Consider the following 16,145-nt stretch of genomic DNA (forward strand, 5'->3'; position numbering starts at 1 on the left):
GATGCGTTATTATTCTGTGCGAACGATTTACCGATTATGGAGAAACTAGGGTTGCAGCGGGAAGAGGAATATCCAAGCAATCATGGATATCAACAAATTGTTAGTGAATTCAAGCCTGAAACTTATTTAGCATAGGTATATCTATAAAAGTAGTTTATTTCGAGGCTGTCCCAAAAGCCCCAGGGTCAGACCCCACAACACAATATATAGGACATAACATTGGATAAATGGACTATATATTGTGAAGCTCGCGTGAGGTCAGACCCTTATGAGACAGCCTCAATATCGGTTAAATTAGAGGGCATGACAAAACAGTGGCGATCTTACCATCGTGTATGGGCAATGTTATTTCTTAATTTTGATCGGACCATTACTGGACCGATTGTAACATGGATGATTGATAATAATGCCGCTTAATTCAGAATATATATTTATTTGTGATTAATAATCTTTTGTTATAGAGAAGGTGATGGCGTGCTCAACGATAAAGTTGTTCTTGTCACTGGCGGAGGCCGGGGAATCGGGTTTGCGATTGCGAAGTACTGCCTTGAACATGGAGCGTCAGTCGTTATAGTTGATCATGTCTTAGAGCGTGTCCAACGTGCACTTTCTTCTCTTACATCAATAAGCGAGCGGGTTCATGGAATTTTTGAAAGCGTTTCCTACCAAGAGGGGGCTGAACGAATTGCCAATGAAACCGTTCGTAAATTTGGAAAAATCGATGCATTAATCAATAATGCAGCTATTACTAAAGATAATTTGTTGTTAAATATGACCGATGATGAGTTTAATGAAGTCATTGATACCAATCTAAAAGGACCGTATTTTTGCGCAAAAGCTGTTCTTCCATCCATGCTCGAACAAGGAAGTGGAAAGATTGTTAACATGATTGCTGCTTCCGGGGTTTCTGGAAACCCAGGGCAAACAAATTATGCGGCATCAAAAGGCGGTCTTCTGGCAATGACATTAACATGGAGTGCGGAGTTAAAAAGGAAAAACATTCAAGTCAATGCTGTTATTCCTGCAGCATGGACAGAGATGTCGGAGAGTATTCCGGAACATGTTTTGCTGAAAGTGTTAGGAGAAGAGAGACTGAAGAAATTAAAATCACGAAAACCAAGCCAAGTAGCTCCTTTGATTGGCTTTTTAATTTCAGACGCAGGGAGCAAAGTATCCGGGCAATGTTTCGGCATAGCGGGAAGGGAACTGACAATCTGGGGATTCGCTAGGCCGGAAATTACGAAAATATCAAGTAACGAAGAGTGGACATATGAGGAGTTGTGCCGATTAGTAGAGAACGAAAGATTATGGCAAAAGCCTGTATCACCGTTTTTATAAGAAATTCAACGTTTACGTTCGCACAACACGAAAATTTCACTTATCTTTAGCATGGATATCTTTAGCATGGAGGGGGAAATACGATGACAACTGTCATGAACATTTCGAATAAGGCTGTTTATGGTCCGAATGGCGAAAGTGTTGCTCAACTGATGACACGTTTATCGAATATCAATTGGTTTTCAGCTCTAGGAAAGCAGAGCCGTCAAGGGGAGACGGAGAAGGCGATTCACGAGTTTACACGTTTCTTTAATATTGACGAATATGAAATCCGTTGGATCATGAAAGAACAGCTTTCTGCTTTTTTAGAAGGAATGAAGCTGGAAGAAAGTCCGCTATGGTCTCAATTACAAAATATACCAGATAAAATCAAGGATAAGGCAGCAGAGGTTGGCAGGCTGGATGCGTTGCTCCATTTGGCTGATGAGGTACCGGCAAACATTTTCCATTATTGTTTTGACGGTGTGTTTCGTGAGCTTGGAGAATACGGCACATCGATGGTAGAGACCGCTGTTTGCTTTATGATGTATATCGGTGGACTTGCGTGTGCGTGGGAAATGATCGCTGATATCGAAGGATGGGAAACGAACCCGTTCCTTCCGCTAATCGATGTGCTAGAACATGGGCATTGGCCGCTAGGATTAATCGGGAAGCAATTTTATGTCATATAAATGAAAGGGGAGTGGCATATGCAACGCTATGAAGAGTTGAACAAAAGTTTTATCAACGGTGAATGGACAGAAGGGGAGAGTGTACGGACATACAATATTTTGAACCCTTACGACAATTCGATCATTACTTCTGTTCGTTTAGCAACAGTGAAACAGCTTCATCAGGCATTTGAATGTGCGGCAGAAGCGCAAAAAGAGTGGGCGAAATCGTCTGTCGAAGAAAGAAGAGAAGTGTTGTGCAAAGCAGCTGAGTACTTAAAGACGAATCGAGAAGCGATCATTGATGTAATCGTTCGAGAAACAGGGGGAACGGTATTAAAGGCGAATGTGGAATGGCACTTAACGATAGAAATTTTAGAAGAAGCGATAAAATACGCCGATGAAATTCATCAAGTAAGAGAGGTTCCCGCGGCAGTTGAAGGAAAGGTCAATTATATTTACCGTTTACCGTTAGGAGTTATTGCCTCTATTTCTCCTTTTAACTTCCCGATGAATTTATCGATGAGAACGATCGCTCCTGCCATTGCGTTAGGCAACAGTGTTGTTCATAAGCCTGATATTCAAGTAGGATTAACAGGTGGTTCGATTATTGCAAAAGCATTCGAGTACGCAGGTCTTCCAAAAGGGGTATTGAATGTCATTTTAACAGATTTAACGGAAATTGGCGATGATATGTTGACAAATCCACACGCCCGTTTGATTAGTTTTACTGGTTCTACTGCGGTTGGCAGACATATTGGGGAGATCGCAGGTAAACAGTTAAAACGTGTAGCGCTGGAGCTTGGAGGAAACAGCCCGTTCATCGTGTTATCGGATGCGGATGTCGATCGCGCTGTGGAGGCTGCCATCTTCGGAAAATTTATTCATCAAGGGCAAATTTGTATGATTATTAACCGAATCATCGTCCATAAAAAGAAATATGATGAATTTGTTGAAAAGTTTGTCGAAAAAGCGAAATCGCTTCCTTACGGTGATCCGAGAGATCCGAAAACGGTCATTGGTCCGTTAATTAACGAACGCCAGATGAAAAAAGCACTGCAGATCATCGAAGAAGCCAAACGGGATGGTATCAAAATCGCATTAGAAGGAAAACGGGTAGGAAATGTTTTAACCCCTTACGTCTTTGTCGATGTGGATAACACAAGTAAATTGGCGCAAACAGAGTTGTTTGCCCCGATTGCTGTCATTATCAAAGCAGAAACAGATGAAGAGGCTATAGCGATGGCGAATGATACGGAATATGGGTTAAGCTCTGCCGTTTTTACAAGTGATCTAGAAAAAGGAAAACGATTCGCTTTACAAATTGATAGCGGAATGACGCATATTAATGATCAAACAGTCAACGATGCGCCGAATATCCCGTTTGGGGGCAATAAAGCAAGCGGACTAGGAAGATTCGGGAATCCATGGGTTGTCGAAGAATTTACGGTCACAAAATGGGTTTCTATGCAAACAAAGTATCGGGAATATCCATTTTAGTGAATGGTAACGAAGAATGTACAGACACAAGAGCGGACTCTAAAATCATGCTTAGAGTTCGCTCTTATTTTTTGTAATTTGACTTCGAGAGTGTTCAAAGATGTAACATTGTGGATATGCGATATGATTACATATAATGAAGGTGGAAAATAAGAAGATTGACAGCATTTTACGATTTTCATATGCTAGGATGAAAGGGATGTAACATTAGTGAAACTCATTTATGCCCGCTGATAATCAAAATATTCACTATTAGTGCAAGGAATCTCCCTTTATAAAAAACGGTTGCGAAATGAGAGGGGGAAGGGATTTTTGACATTTATTCAAAAAGGGACAAAAGAATATCGACGAGCAAGCTTTTCATTATTTCTCGGAGGCTTTTTGACATTTGCGATTCTTTATACAACACAGCCATTGATGCCAATTTTTGCTGAAGAATTTCATGTCTCAGCTGCCGCAGCCAGTTTAAGTTTATCTGTATCCACCGGGGTGTTGGCGATTGTCATGTTAGTTGCGGCTGCTGTATCGGATATGATCGGGAAAAAGCAGATCATGGTTATTTCGATGTTTTTCACTGCCGTTCTTAGTTTGGTTACTGCGCTCAGTCCAAATTTTGTGACTCTTGTAATAGTCAGGTTTTTATTAGGATTTTTTATTGCAGGAGTTCCTTCGATTGCTATGGCATATGTTGCGGAAGAATTCAATCCAAATGGAATCGGCAAGGTGATGGGACTATATATAAGCGGAACAACCATAGGAGGAATGGCAGGGAGAATTATAACGAGTGTACTTACAGACTTGTTTAATTGGAGAATCGCTTTAACCGCAATAGGGATGTTGGCGCTGGTTTTGAGTATTGTGTTTTGGCTTACTCTTCCTGCCCCTCGGAACTCTGTGAAAAAGCCGTTAGACTGGAGTTCTGCATGGAGAGCTTATAAAGTCCACATCGTTAATAAAAGTTTAATGTCCTTGGTAATACTTTCATTTTTGTTAATGGGAAGTTTTGTCACATTATATAATTATATAGGCTTCCTTCTAGCAGAACCACCTTATGAGTTAAGCCAAACACTGATTGGTTTTATTTTTATCGTATATATATGCGGTACATTTAGCTCCATCTATATGGGAAACAAGGCAGACCAGTATGGATATTCTTTTATTTTAAAAATTTCAATAGGAATTATGGTGAGCGGGGCATTTTTCACATTAGTTCCTTCGTTAATCGGCAAAATCGTGGGGATTGCCATCTTCACATTCGGCTTCTTTGCCAGTCACTCCATTGCCAGTGCCTGGGTCGGGGACTGTGCCGGAAATTACAAAGTACAGGCTTCATCTCTTTATCTGCTTTTTTATTATCTTGGTTCAAGCATTGTCGGATCGTTTGGCGGTTATTTTTGGTCACACTTTCATTGGATTGGCGTTATTTCGCTAATCTCCGGTCTATTAATCTTTGGATATATACTTGTTTTATTAGCCCAAAAAAGCGGAGTAGCTATAGGAAGTAAAAATTAATAAGAAAATTAAAGAGTTTGTTGCTGCGAAAGCTCTGTAATGATTTCTGAAAAAAACGATGTCGTATAATAAATTTGAACAACATAGATTGAGTGTAAATTTACATAAAAAGGGGTTATTATGTTGACGTATAAAGGGAAAGTCGTGATGATAACAGGAGCAGGAGGCGGCATTGGACGATCTCTTGCGACGGCTTATGCTGAACAAGGAGCGAAAGTGGTGATCGTAGATAAAAATGAAGATGGGCTGCAAAACACCCGCGAGCGCTTACAGGCTGCCGGGTATGATGCGTACTTATACGTTTTTGATTTAAGCAATCCAGCAGAGATTGAGAACGTGATGAAGGAAGTGGGGGAAACGCTCGGCCGAATTGATATCTTAATTAATAATGCGGGGCTTGGAGTGTTTAAATCTCCTTATGATTTAACGGTGGAAGAATGGGACTATGTCATCCATACAAATTTGCGCGGGACGTTCCTTTGTTCAAGAGAAGCGGCAAAAATCATGAGAAACAATGGCGGAGGAGCGATCGTGAATATTTCTTCGACGCGTGCCCTTATGTCCGAGCCGAATTCAGAGGCTTACGCCGCTTCGAAAGGGGGAATTCTTTCTCTTACCCATGCGCTTGCGGTTTCCTTAGGACCGGATCGAATTACTGTCAATGCGATTTGTCCTGGATGGATCGAGATAGGCGATTACAATCAACTTCGATCCGTGGATCATCTACAACATCCTTCAGGAAGGGTGGGAAAACCGGAAGATATCGCCAGAGCTTGTTTATATCTTACCGATCCGAAAAATGATTTTGTCACCGGCATTCATTTAGTCGTTGATGGCGGCATGACGAGAAAGATGATTTATGTAGAATAAAACTGTTACGGTTTCAAAAAGGCTGACTGTCCAATCATGTTGTTGTGATTTTTGGAGTCAGCTTTTTTTATTGCGTTGACTTTAACGTAAACATAACCGCCAGGGAGCTCAAAAAGAGAGAATAATGTGCCTAACAGATTGGTAAAGGAAAATATTTTAAGTTCAGTTTAATTTTTCAGCATAACTAGACATAACCTATCTGTCCGATGTGTTGAAACATTTCTTCTAGAAATTAAGCGGGGGGGCTCCAAAAACGAAACCATCTATAATCAGACAGACACCAACTTTTTTCATTGACAATTATTATGAAAATGATTATCATTATCTCGATATTGAGAAGCATTTTCATAAAACATAAAAAAGGAGGACTACGCTTGAAAAAGGTATTATTGTACATATGCTCACTTTTGCTTCTTTTATTAATAAGTGCGTGCGGAAGTGAAGGAGGGAACACGGCATCTGAAGAACAAAAACAAGCAAAAACAGAAGAGGCGGCGACCCGAACGTTTACAATGGCAAATGGAAAAGAGGTGGAAATTCCGGCTCATCCGAAGCGTGTTGTTATGCCGTATGAATTTTTAGGAAATGCGTTAGCGCTCGGGGTAAAACCGATTGCGATTACCAATCCGTTATTGAAAAATCCTTATATTACAGAAAAGCAAATGAAAGGAATTGAAAATGTCGGAAATCCGATTTCGCTTGAGAAAGTAACGGAATTGAACCCAGATTTAATTATTGTGTATTTAGAGGAGCAATATGAGCAGCTATCGAAAATAGCGCCGACTGTCGTGATTCCGTTTGGACATTATAAAGGTATTCAAGAAGAAATTCGTGTGTTTGGGGAAGTTCTTGGAAAGAAAAAGGAAGCAGAAGAATGGATTAAACAGTTTGAGAAAAAAGCGGTTGACGCTCGTGAAAAGCTACAGGGTGTTATTGGCAAAAATGAGACAGTTGGTATTTATGAATTGTCCGGAAAAGATTTTGTTGTGTTTGGGGCCAATTTTGGACGAGCAGGACAAATCATTTATAATGCGTTGCAATTAACGCCGCCAGAGAAAACGCAAAAAGAAGTGATCGAAGGTCCGCAACAATGGAAGCCGATTTCCCTGGAAGCGTTGCCTTCTTATGAAGCTGACCATATGTTTTGGACCGTGTATCGAGTCGAAGGAACGGATCAAATTGAAAAAGAAATGAAAAACAGTGCCATCTGGAAAAATTTAAAAGCTGTCAAAAATAATCGCTTATATGAGATGAAACTTGAAGATGTATGGTTCACTGATGCCATTTCACTAGAACGTCAGCTTGATCTTATTGTAGATACATTGCTTTCCCATAATAAAAAGTAGCGCAGCATGACATATATAAAACTAGTTTCCTTTTCAAATATAAATAATATAAACAATGCTTTTCTGCCAATCTGTTGAATGAAGAGGCTCACTTAAAAGCAAAGCGTCAGACTACACAACACAATATAAATGAACGATAGATTGTAAAATGCACATGAGGTCAGACACTTTTATAGACCAGCCTCGTGGTAGAAAAGCGTTCCTCTTTTCATGCCTCGTATGTTATGGAAGTTTTATTTGCATTTAATTATGCAAATGGATTGTTCAAACATATGTGTAAAGCATTTTGCTCACTTTTATATGTGCTAAACTTTTTGCCATGTCGATTTTTCAAAGTATGGAGAGAAAACAGATGGAAATCAGGAAAACCGATACAGTGGTGAATTTGCATTCGCGACCGTGGAGCGCGATGATGGTACTTGTTGTCGGCGTTTTCGTCATCATATTTGGAATCGCGTTGTCCATTTCCGTTGGTGCTGCCAATATTCAGCTTTCAACGGTATGGGAAGCGCTCGTTCATTACAATCCGAATCGTACGGAGCATGCGATTATTCAAGATTTGCGTCTGCCGCGGTCGCTTGCCGATGTTTTAGTAGGTGCCGGCTTTGCGGTGGCGGGTGCGATCATGCAAGGGATGACGCGAAACCCGCTTGCAGATGCCGGGCTTTTAGGTTTGAATGCCGGGTCTGCGATGATGGTAGCGGTTTGCTTCGCGTTTTTACCGGGATTATCCTATAATTCTTTGATTCTATTTTCCTTCTTAGGGGCGGCTGTTGCCGCGGGGCTTGTATACGGGATTAGTTCGCTTGTCCGGGGCGGCTTAACGCCGGTTCGTCTTGTGTTGGCGGGAGCAGCCGTAAGCGCATTGTTCACGGCGCTGAGCGAAGGAATTGCGATTCATTTTCAGTTAGGTCAAGAGTTAGCGTTTTGGTATGCTGGTGGAGTTGCCGGGGTAAAGTGGAGCCAGTTGAAAATCATGTTTCCATGGATTGCGGCTGCTTTAATAGGAGCGCTGCTTTTATCGCGTTCGATTACGCTCTTAAGTCTGGGAGATGAAGTAGCGACAGGGTTAGGGCAAAAAACGACGTTAGTAAAAATGGCCGGTACGATCATTGTGCTTCTTTTGGCGGGAGTGTCTGTATCGGCGGTTGGACCAATTGGCTTTGTCGGACTTGTTGTTCCGCACGTTGCCCGTTTTTTTGTTGGCATAGATTATCGCTGGATTATTCCTTGTTCGGCTGTTCTTGGTGGAGGATTCATGCTTGTGGCTGATATTGGCGCAAGAATGATCAATCCACCTTACGAAACGCCAATTGGTGTGTTATTTGCCCTTATCGGTGTTCCGTTCTTCCTTTATGTCGCACGAAAAGGAAGGAGGGAATTTTCGTGAATGGAGTGGAGCGGCGCAAGAACGTTCAGCGTCTTGCTGTACTCGCTGCTTTTTCTGTTTTGATTCTTATTGTGTTTGTGATCAGTATGAACACAGGATTCAGCCGGCTATCTCCGCTTGAAGTGTTTCAAACGCTGTTTGGAATGGGGACGGAAAAGCAAGAGTTGATTTTGTTTGAATTTCGCTTGCCCCGCATTGTGATTTCCCTTCTTGTCGGAGCAGGATTGGCTGTATCGGGCTGTATTATGCAGGGCATTTCCCGCAATGCGTTAGCAGATCCAAGTATTTTAGGGGTTTCGCATGGAGCGGGGGTAATGGTCGTTTTATATTTGTCATTTTTCCCAACACAGCTGGATGTTCCCGTTTTATTTTTGCCGGTCCTTGCGTTTATCGGTAGTTCGTTAGCAGCTGCTCTTGTGTTTGGATTGGCTTACGAAAAACACGAAGGGCTGCTGCCAACACGCCTCGTTTTAACAGGAGTGGCAGTAGCGGCGGGGTTGAGCGCGCTTATGACGGTTCTTTCCCTTCGGCTAAGCAGAGAGCTTTATCAATTTGTCGCAGTATGGCTTGTCGGCAGTATTTGGGGAACAACGTGGGATTATGTGTTAGCACTTTTACCTTGGATTATCGTCCTATTCGCTTTTGTGTATTATAAAGCGCTCGTACTCGATGTGTTATCATTTGGAAAAAACGTCGCCACAGGACTTGGTGCTTCTGTTTCCAAAGAGCAGGTAAAACTGCTAGCCGCTGCAGTCGGACTTGCGTCTGCTTGCGTGTCTGTCAGCGGAGGCATTGGTTTCGTCGGTTTGATTGGCCCGCATTTAGCGCGGCGGCTCATCGGTCCGAATCATAAATATTTGCTGCCAGCCTCGGCGCTTGCAGGGGCTCTATTGCTGCTGACTGCCGATACGATCGGCCGCACCATTCTACAGCCGTCAGAAATTCATGCAGGTATTGTCGTGGCGATCATCGGAGCACCGTATTTCTTGTATTTGCTGGCCCGATCCAATCATTAATCGTATGGGGGAATTTCACGATGGAGAGAAACCTTGAACTCTATGATGTAACCATTGTCGGCGGAGGTCCTGTTGGGTTATTCGCTGCTTTTTACAGTGGATTGCGCGAGTTAAAAACGAAAGTCATTGAAAGCTTGCCAGAGTTAGGTGGGAAAGTGAGAGGGTTTTTCCCTGAGAAAATCATTCGCGATATTGGTGGGATTCCTGAGATTTCCGGGGAGCAGTTAATTCAAAATTTAGAGCGGCAAGCCAAAACGTTTGCACCAACAATTGTTTTAGGTCAACGAATTGTCTATCTGGAAAAGCAAAAGGATGGAACGTTTTTGTTGACAAGCACCAATGGCGAACAACATCATACGCGCACCGTCATTCTTGCGATCGGACATGGAACATGGGAAGTGCAGAAGTTGGAGGTTGATGGTGCGGACCTGTACGAAGGGCATACGCTTCATTATAAAATTTGGATCATTAGAACATTTTCGGGGAAAGCGAATACTTATCTCCGGCGGCGGCAATACAGCGTTAGACTGGGCGCAACAATTGGAGTCCATCGCTGCGAAAGGAAGTGGATCGCTTGATTGTAACGGAAAATTTAGATATTGCGTATGATCAAATGCTCATTGTCAAGCAATTGAATGTAGAAATTCCTCCTCATAAAATCACAGCGTTAGTCGGGGCGAACGGTTCCGGAAAGTCGACGATTTTAAAAACGATGGCGCGCTTAATGAAGCCGAAAAGCGGGCATGTTTTGCTGGATGGGAAAGCGATTCATCAATTAAAAACGAAAGAAGTGGCGAAGCAATTGGCGATTTTGCCGCAAAACCCGACAGCTCCAGAAGGAATGACGGTCATCGATTTAGTGACATATGGCCGCTTTCCGCACCAGCGAGGCTTCGGTTCGTTAACGAAAAAGGATAAAGAAGTGATTCTCTGGGCCATCGAGGCGACAGGGTTGCAAGAATTTGCGCATCGTCCTGTCGATCAACTATCGGGCGGACAGCGGCAGCGGGCGTGGATTGCGATGGCGCTTGCCCAAGAAACACCGATTTTGTTTTTGGACGAGCCGACGACGTTTCTTGATATGGCTCATCAATTAGAAGTTCTCAATCTTTTAGAGGAACTGCATGAAAAAGAAGGGAGAACGATTGTCATGGTTGTTCACGATTTAAACCATGCAAGCCGTTACGCCCACCATATAATTGCGATTAAAAAAGGAACCGTCGTCAAAGCAGGTACTCCGTTGGAAGTGATGCAGCCGCATATTATCGAGGAAGTATTTGGCATTCAGTGCGATATTATCCGAGACCCTCGTACAGGCTTGCCGTTATGCTTACCGTACGCAGTTAGCCGTTCCCAAAAAGAACCGATTATCGTATAGGTTTAAGCAATAAACAAGGCTGATTCGATGTGAAAATTAGCCTTGTTTTTGTTTTAAGGGCCTCTCTAGTGTGTCATAAGCGTTGTAATGAGTCTTGGTCGAAACAATCAAGACACATTTATGCGTCCTTATGATAAATGGTTTGACGGGGAGCGTTGTAAATGTAATCATCTTTTATTGAATGGGTTTTTACTGTACAAACTCTCATCCGAATGAAGATCTAGAGGCTAGGAGCGAAAAGCGATTTTACAGCAATATCAATGACTAAAAGAAATGAAGAACATGGTATGATATGCTTGAGCAACATAATGTAGACAATTTAGTACTTAGTTTGTGGGATACAAAGGAGGAAATGATGTTGAGCTATGAAGGAAAAGTCGTGATAATAACAGGAGCAGGAGGCGGCATTGGTCGAACTCTTGCGATGGCTTATGCTGAACAGGGAGCTAAAGTGGTGATCATGGATAAAGATGCAGATGGATTGCAAAACACTCGCGAACGTTTGCAAGCTGCCGGGCATGATGTATATTCATATGTTTTTGACTTAAGCAATCCGGCAGAGATTGAGAACGTGATGAAAGAAATGGGAGAAACGTTCGGTCGAATCGATGTCTTGATTAATAATGCGGGGCTTGGCATATTTACCTCTCCTTATGATTTAACGGTGGAAGAGTGGGACTATGTCATCAATACGAATTTGCGAGGGACGTTCCTTTGCTCAAGGGAAGCGGCGAAAATTATGAGAACTAACGGCGGAGGAGCAATCGTGAATATTTCTTCCACACGTGCTCTTATGTCCGAGCCGAATTCAGAGGCTTACGCCGCTTCGAAAGGCGGAATTCTTTCACTCACCCACGCGCTTGCGGTTTCATTAGGACCAGACCGAATCACCGTCAATGCGATTTGTCCTGGATGGATTGAAACAGGGAACTACAGTCAACTCCGGCCCGAGGATCATCTACAACATCCTTCAGGAAGGGTAGGAAAGCCAGAAGACATCGCAAGGGCTTGTTTATATCTTACCGATCCAAAAAATGATTTTGTCACCGGTATTCATTTAGTCATTGATGGCGGCATGACGAGAAAGATGATCTATACAGAATAAAAACTCTATATCAAAAAGCTGGTTCCGCTTGTGTATTTTGGAGTCAGCTTTATTTTATTTAATGGCTATGTTAATTATTATTGTCGATTTACATTTAAAATGAAAGACCTTCACAAATTGAAGGTCTTTCATATGCTTAATTGTTAGCCGAAAGAAGAACGATATTATATTATAATGTAGTAAATAAACTCCGCCAAAAAAGCCTACATCCAATTGGTTCCCCATAAAGCATTTAGGAATATAACATAAATTGTAAAGATTATAGACAATGTTAAAAGTAGTAAAGGTATAAACTTGAACTTGTCAATTTTTCTAATAGTTATAACAAAGATGAAGATTGTAATGAAGGTAGTAACATAAAATACAAAAATTACACTATAAAACGTAAATGGTCCTAAGAATAGACAAAGGACAGAAAATTGCACAAGAAAAGCAAAGTAAGAGAGTGAAATCCATTTTGAATTCCCTTCATTTTTTATGATTCCGATTATTGACAATATGATAGAAACTACGATTAAAAGTGTAAGAGACCATTCATACAAGAAAAACAAATTCTCTTTATAAACAGCAAATAAATAACCAACTATTGAAAGTGGCAATATCCCAAGTAACAAATAAAAGTTTATTTTTATATACTTAGTTTCTTCCAAATTATTTCCTCCCTTTTTTCTCTCCATATAAAACATACAGTCAAATTACCTTTCTCATTCATTATATTTTAATTAAATATCAATATGGTTATTTAACATAGCCTATTTCATAATTGTCTCAATTAAATTCAAATTTGGTGAGTACGGTAGTAAAAATAAAAGTGCGAGTTGTTTTGATGTTTTTCTAAAAACCACTTGAGAATCATGGCATGGTGAATTTTTGCACTACCGAGAATCGTGACAGTCATCCAAAAGAAAGCACATTCGTAAACGTTATGCACGATTGGATGAAAGATATTAAGCAAATTGGGAAACGGGAAGTAGGTGTGGAACGGTTAAAAGAGAGATAAAAGCAATATATAAGTATTGTCTGAATTTTTTTGATATGATACGATTGATTATAATGTTAACTTAATTTTATTTTTGGTTAACAATTAAGGGTAGGGGGAGAGAGGATGCGCTCATGGGAGGAAGAAATAAAAGCAGAATTGCTGCATATAGAGAAAAAAACACAAAAACGGCAGCTACATTCCATCGATTTTTTGAACGATTCGACCATTATTGTGAATGGCCGGAAGCTGCTCAATCTGGCATCAAACAATTATCTTGGATTAGCTAGTGACGAGCGGCTCATTGAAGCAAGTATACGCGCTGCTCATGAATACGGTGCAGGATCGACAGCATCCCGTTTGATTGTTGGTAACTATTCACTATATGAACAGGTAGAAACAGAACTGGCGAGGTGGAAAAAAACAGAATCAGCCCTTATTTTCAACAGCGGATATACAGCGAACGTCGGTATCATTTCTACTCTCGTCGGCCGCAACGACCTTGTGTTTAGCGATAAATGGAACCATGCCAGCATCATCGATGGGATCGTTTTAAGCCGAGCAGAAATGAAACGTTATCAACATAACGATCTCGATCATTTAGAAGCTCTTTTAAAAAAAGCGCCGCTACATAAGCGGAAACTTATTGTAACAGATACCGTCTTCAGTATGGACGGTGACATCGCTCCATTAAAAGGGCTCGTTGAACTGAAAGAAAAGTATGGGGCGATTTTAATGGTCGATGAGGCTCACAGCAGTGGTGTTTACGGCGAAGGAGGAGAAGGGCTTGTTCATGATTTACGTCTACAGGAACAAGTGGACGTACAAATGGGAACTTTCAGCAAAGCACTCGGTTCTTTTGGGGCATATGTGACCGGAAAACAGTGGCTCATCGATTATTTCGTCAATAAAATGAGGAGTTTCATTTTTACAACGGCATTGCCGCCAGCAGTGTTAGGATCGATTCAAGCTGCAATTCATATCGTCCAACAAGAGGAAGCGCGCCGCAAACGGCTCCACGAGTATAGTCAATATTTTCGCACGAAACTTCGTGATCTCGGATTCAACATTGGCACAAGTGTAACGCAAATTGTACCTGTCATTATCGGTTCCAACGAGTTAACGGTGCAATTTAGTGAACGATTGCAGGAAAGAGGCATTGCGGCTGTCGCCATTCGGCCGCCCACGGTTCCAGAAGGGACAGCAAGAATTCGTTTCTCCCTCATGGCGACATTAACGAAAGATGAACTAGACTGGGCAATTGACGAAATTGCTTCCATCGCTCAAGAAATGGGGCTGATTTCATGAACAAACAAAAACATATCGTCCTCATTCCCGGATGGGGAATGAGAGGAACGGTTTGGCTGCCGCTTGTTGAACGGCTGAAAACACCTTTTGCCATTTCCTATGTCGAATGGGATGGAATTAAAACGATGGCCGATTTGAAACAAAAGGCTGTTCAACTCGTTGAAAAAAATGGGCTTTCTTCTTTCATTCCAATTGGTTGGTCACTCGGTGCACTTATCGCTCTTGAGCTTGCAATCTCTTTTCCGGAGAAAATTGACCGTCTTGTTCTTATCAGCGGAACAAGCCGATTTATTAAGGGAGATGGTTATGATGCCGGCTGGGAACGGCGGGTAGTCGAACGAATGAAGCGGCAATTGATGCGAAATCGCGAGCAAACGCTTTCTTCATTTTTCGCTTCGCTACTTTGTGAGGAGGAACAAGATAAAGCGCTAGATTTTGAATGCCACTTTCACAGCACCGAACAGCAAGGACTGCTTGCTGGGCTTGATTATTTAATGACAGCTGATGTTCGTTTCGCTTTGCGTGAAATCACTGCACCGCTTTTACTCATTCACGGCGAAGAAGATACAATCTGTCCACCGTCTGCTTCGCGCTACATATTTGAACAAATAAAAGATAATGCGATTTTAAAATTATTGCCTAAAACCGGGCATGTTCCGTTTTTAACAAAAACAGACGAATGCGCCAGGATGATTCAATCGTTTGTAGGGGGAATAACATGATTGATAAACAATTGCTGCAAAAAAGATTTAGTGCAAATGCAAAAACGTACGATCAATTCGCGAATGTCCAGAAAAAAATGGCCGATTGCTTATTGACACAGGTAGTGATGAAAAGAAGCGGTTCATCGCCGTTTCATATTCTTGAAATCGGCTGCGGGACAGGCTATCTCACTGAGAAACTGTCTCGTCATTTTCAAAATGCAACCATCACCGCCATCGACTTAGCACCGGGAATGATTGAAATTGCCAAACAGCGGATCTCTAGCGAGCGGATCCGCTTCATCTGTGGTGATATCGAGGAAATGGAGCTATATGACAAATATGATGTTATTATCTCTAATGCCACATTTCAATGGCTGAATCACTTAGAACATACACTTTCTCGTCTTAGCTCCAGGTTAAAGAGGGAAGGAATGATGCTTTTTTCTACCTTTGGCTCTGGCACATTTCATGAACTTCACTCTTCCTTTCAAAAAGCGATGCAAAAATTACAACACGACACAAACGCTCGCCTCGGTCAGCCCTTTTACTCATTAGAGGATTTGGTGGAGCTGTGTGAGCGTTCTGTTCAACCGGTTCACCCAACCGCGGCCATTTTTGGAACAGAAACGATTGAAACAGAACGATTTCATTCTGTCAAAGATTTTTTCACCTCACTAAGAAAAATAGGCGCAACCAATAGCGCCCAAGGCCCGTACTATCAACGCCCCTCCGTCTTTAAAGAAATGATGAACATATACGAAAAAGAATTTCAAGAAAACGGTCACATTATCGCAACCTATCATTGTTTGTTCGTGGGAATCGAATGCTAGACTCGCTGATGAGGCGAGTTTTTCATTAATAGCCGAAAAAATTCCTGTTTCAGCTAAGGTTCATTTCAACTTTGTGTTAAAATATGATTATTTAGGTAATTATTTCTATATTTTAAAATTATGTGGTTCATCACCATAACTTGGGGTTGTTAATATAAAAATGAATATTTTTCCATGTATAGGTATAAAAAAAGCGAAAACTCTGGTATCGTAATTGTT

General features: G+C 41.6%; 14 protein-coding genes and 2 pseudogenes. All 16 read left to right on the forward strand.

The features are described from left to right. Positions 1-135, forward strand: a pseudogene (locus B0I26_RS19055) (cupin domain-containing protein); the annotation flags it as partial. Between the two features lie 339 nt (positions 136-474). Further along, positions 475-1,338, forward strand: a complete 864-nt coding sequence (locus tag B0I26_RS17230) for an SDR family NAD(P)-dependent oxidoreductase (RefSeq protein ID WP_181502983.1) — start codon at positions 475-477, stop codon at positions 1,336-1,338. An 83-nt stretch (positions 1,339-1,421) separates the two neighbouring features. Further along, complete coding sequence (locus tag B0I26_RS17235; protein WP_111646600.1) at positions 1,422-2,009, forward strand: hypothetical protein; 588 nt, start codon at positions 1,422-1,424, stop codon at positions 2,007-2,009. Positions 2,010-2,027: 18 nt separating this feature from the next. Continuing rightward, positions 2,028-3,488: an aldehyde dehydrogenase family protein gene (locus B0I26_RS17240; protein WP_111646601.1), complete on the forward strand. Its 1,461-nt coding sequence runs from the start codon at positions 2,028-2,030 to the stop codon at positions 3,486-3,488. A 312-nt stretch (positions 3,489-3,800) separates the two neighbouring features. Further along, positions 3,801-5,000, forward strand: coding sequence for an MFS transporter (locus tag B0I26_RS17245; protein WP_111646602.1), 1,200 nt, complete (start codon positions 3,801-3,803; stop codon positions 4,998-5,000). A gap of 120 nt (positions 5,001-5,120) precedes the next feature. Next, on the forward strand, positions 5,121-5,870 hold the full coding sequence (locus B0I26_RS17250; RefSeq protein WP_220084987.1) for an SDR family NAD(P)-dependent oxidoreductase: 750 nt from the start codon (positions 5,121-5,123) through the stop codon (positions 5,868-5,870). A 374-nt stretch (positions 5,871-6,244) separates the two neighbouring features. After that, complete coding sequence (locus B0I26_RS17255; RefSeq protein ID WP_245934838.1) at positions 6,245-7,216, forward strand: iron-hydroxamate ABC transporter substrate-binding protein; 972 nt, start codon at positions 6,245-6,247, stop codon at positions 7,214-7,216. Between the two features lie 352 nt (positions 7,217-7,568). Beyond that, complete coding sequence (locus tag B0I26_RS17260) at positions 7,569-8,606, forward strand: FecCD family ABC transporter permease (protein WP_245934839.1); 1,038 nt, start codon at positions 7,569-7,571, stop codon at positions 8,604-8,606. A 5-nt stretch (positions 8,607-8,611) separates the two neighbouring features. Further along, the gene (locus B0I26_RS17265) at positions 8,612-9,622 is read left to right on the forward strand and encodes a FecCD family ABC transporter permease (RefSeq protein WP_245934840.1); all 1,011 of its coding nucleotides are present in this window, start codon (positions 8,612-8,614) and stop codon (positions 9,620-9,622) included. A 20-nt stretch (positions 9,623-9,642) separates the two neighbouring features. After that, positions 9,643-10,180 (forward strand): annotated as a pseudogene (locus B0I26_RS17270) (NAD(P)/FAD-dependent oxidoreductase); the annotation flags it as partial. Positions 10,181-10,187: 7 nt separating this feature from the next. Next, a complete protein-coding gene (locus B0I26_RS17275) occupies positions 10,188-11,000 on the forward strand; it encodes an ABC transporter ATP-binding protein (RefSeq protein ID WP_111646604.1) in 813 nt (270 codons plus the stop codon). 352 nt (positions 11,001-11,352) lie between these two features. Continuing rightward, positions 11,353-12,105, forward strand: a complete 753-nt coding sequence (locus B0I26_RS17280; protein ID WP_220084988.1) for an SDR family NAD(P)-dependent oxidoreductase — start codon at positions 11,353-11,355, stop codon at positions 12,103-12,105. 859 nt (positions 12,106-12,964) lie between these two features. Continuing rightward, entirely contained in the window at positions 12,965-13,105 is a 141-nt protein-coding gene (locus B0I26_RS18430) for a hypothetical protein (RefSeq protein WP_181502985.1), read from the forward strand. A gap of 105 nt (positions 13,106-13,210) precedes the next feature. Beyond that, complete coding sequence (bioF, locus tag B0I26_RS17290; protein WP_111646606.1) at positions 13,211-14,392, forward strand: 8-amino-7-oxononanoate synthase; 1,182 nt, start codon at positions 13,211-13,213, stop codon at positions 14,390-14,392. Next, the gene (locus B0I26_RS17295) at positions 14,389-15,114 is read left to right on the forward strand and encodes an alpha/beta fold hydrolase (protein WP_111646607.1); all 726 of its coding nucleotides are present in this window, start codon (positions 14,389-14,391) and stop codon (positions 15,112-15,114) included. The genes bioF and B0I26_RS17295 overlap by 4 nt, the downstream gene beginning before the upstream one ends. Continuing rightward, entirely contained in the window at positions 15,111-15,926 is an 816-nt protein-coding gene (gene bioC, locus B0I26_RS17300) for a malonyl-ACP O-methyltransferase BioC (protein WP_111646608.1), read from the forward strand. The genes B0I26_RS17295 and bioC overlap by 4 nt, the downstream gene beginning before the upstream one ends. Positions 15,927-16,145 lie beyond the last annotated feature (219 nt).

It is taken from the genome of Paranoxybacillus vitaminiphilus (genome assembly GCF_003259935.1).
GTDB classification, from domain to species: Bacteria; Bacillota; Bacilli; order Bacillales; family Anoxybacillaceae; genus Paranoxybacillus; species Paranoxybacillus vitaminiphilus.

Coding starts and splice junctions, on each gene's coding strand:
- B0I26_RS17235 (WP_111646600.1), top strand. CDS start 1,422: ATGACAACTGTCATGAACATTTCGAATAAGGCTGTTTATGGTCCGAAT.
- B0I26_RS17240 (WP_111646601.1), top strand. CDS start 2,028: ATGCAACGCTATGAAGAGTTGAACAAAAGTTTTATCAACGGTGAATGG.
- B0I26_RS17250 (WP_220084987.1), top strand. CDS start 5,121: ATGTTGACGTATAAAGGGAAAGTCGTGATGATAACAGGAGCAGGAGGC.
- B0I26_RS17260 (WP_245934839.1), top strand. CDS start 7,569: ATGGAAATCAGGAAAACCGATACAGTGGTGAATTTGCATTCGCGACCG.
- B0I26_RS17280 (WP_220084988.1), top strand. CDS start 11,353: ATGATGTTGAGCTATGAAGGAAAAGTCGTGATAATAACAGGAGCAGGA.
- B0I26_RS18430 (WP_181502985.1), top strand. CDS start 12,965: ATGGTGAATTTTTGCACTACCGAGAATCGTGACAGTCATCCAAAAGAA.
- bioF (WP_111646606.1), top strand. CDS start 13,211: ATGCGCTCATGGGAGGAAGAAATAAAAGCAGAATTGCTGCATATAGAG.
- B0I26_RS17295 (WP_111646607.1), top strand. CDS start 14,389: ATGAACAAACAAAAACATATCGTCCTCATTCCCGGATGGGGAATGAGA.
- bioC (WP_111646608.1), top strand. CDS start 15,111: ATGATTGATAAACAATTGCTGCAAAAAAGATTTAGTGCAAATGCAAAA.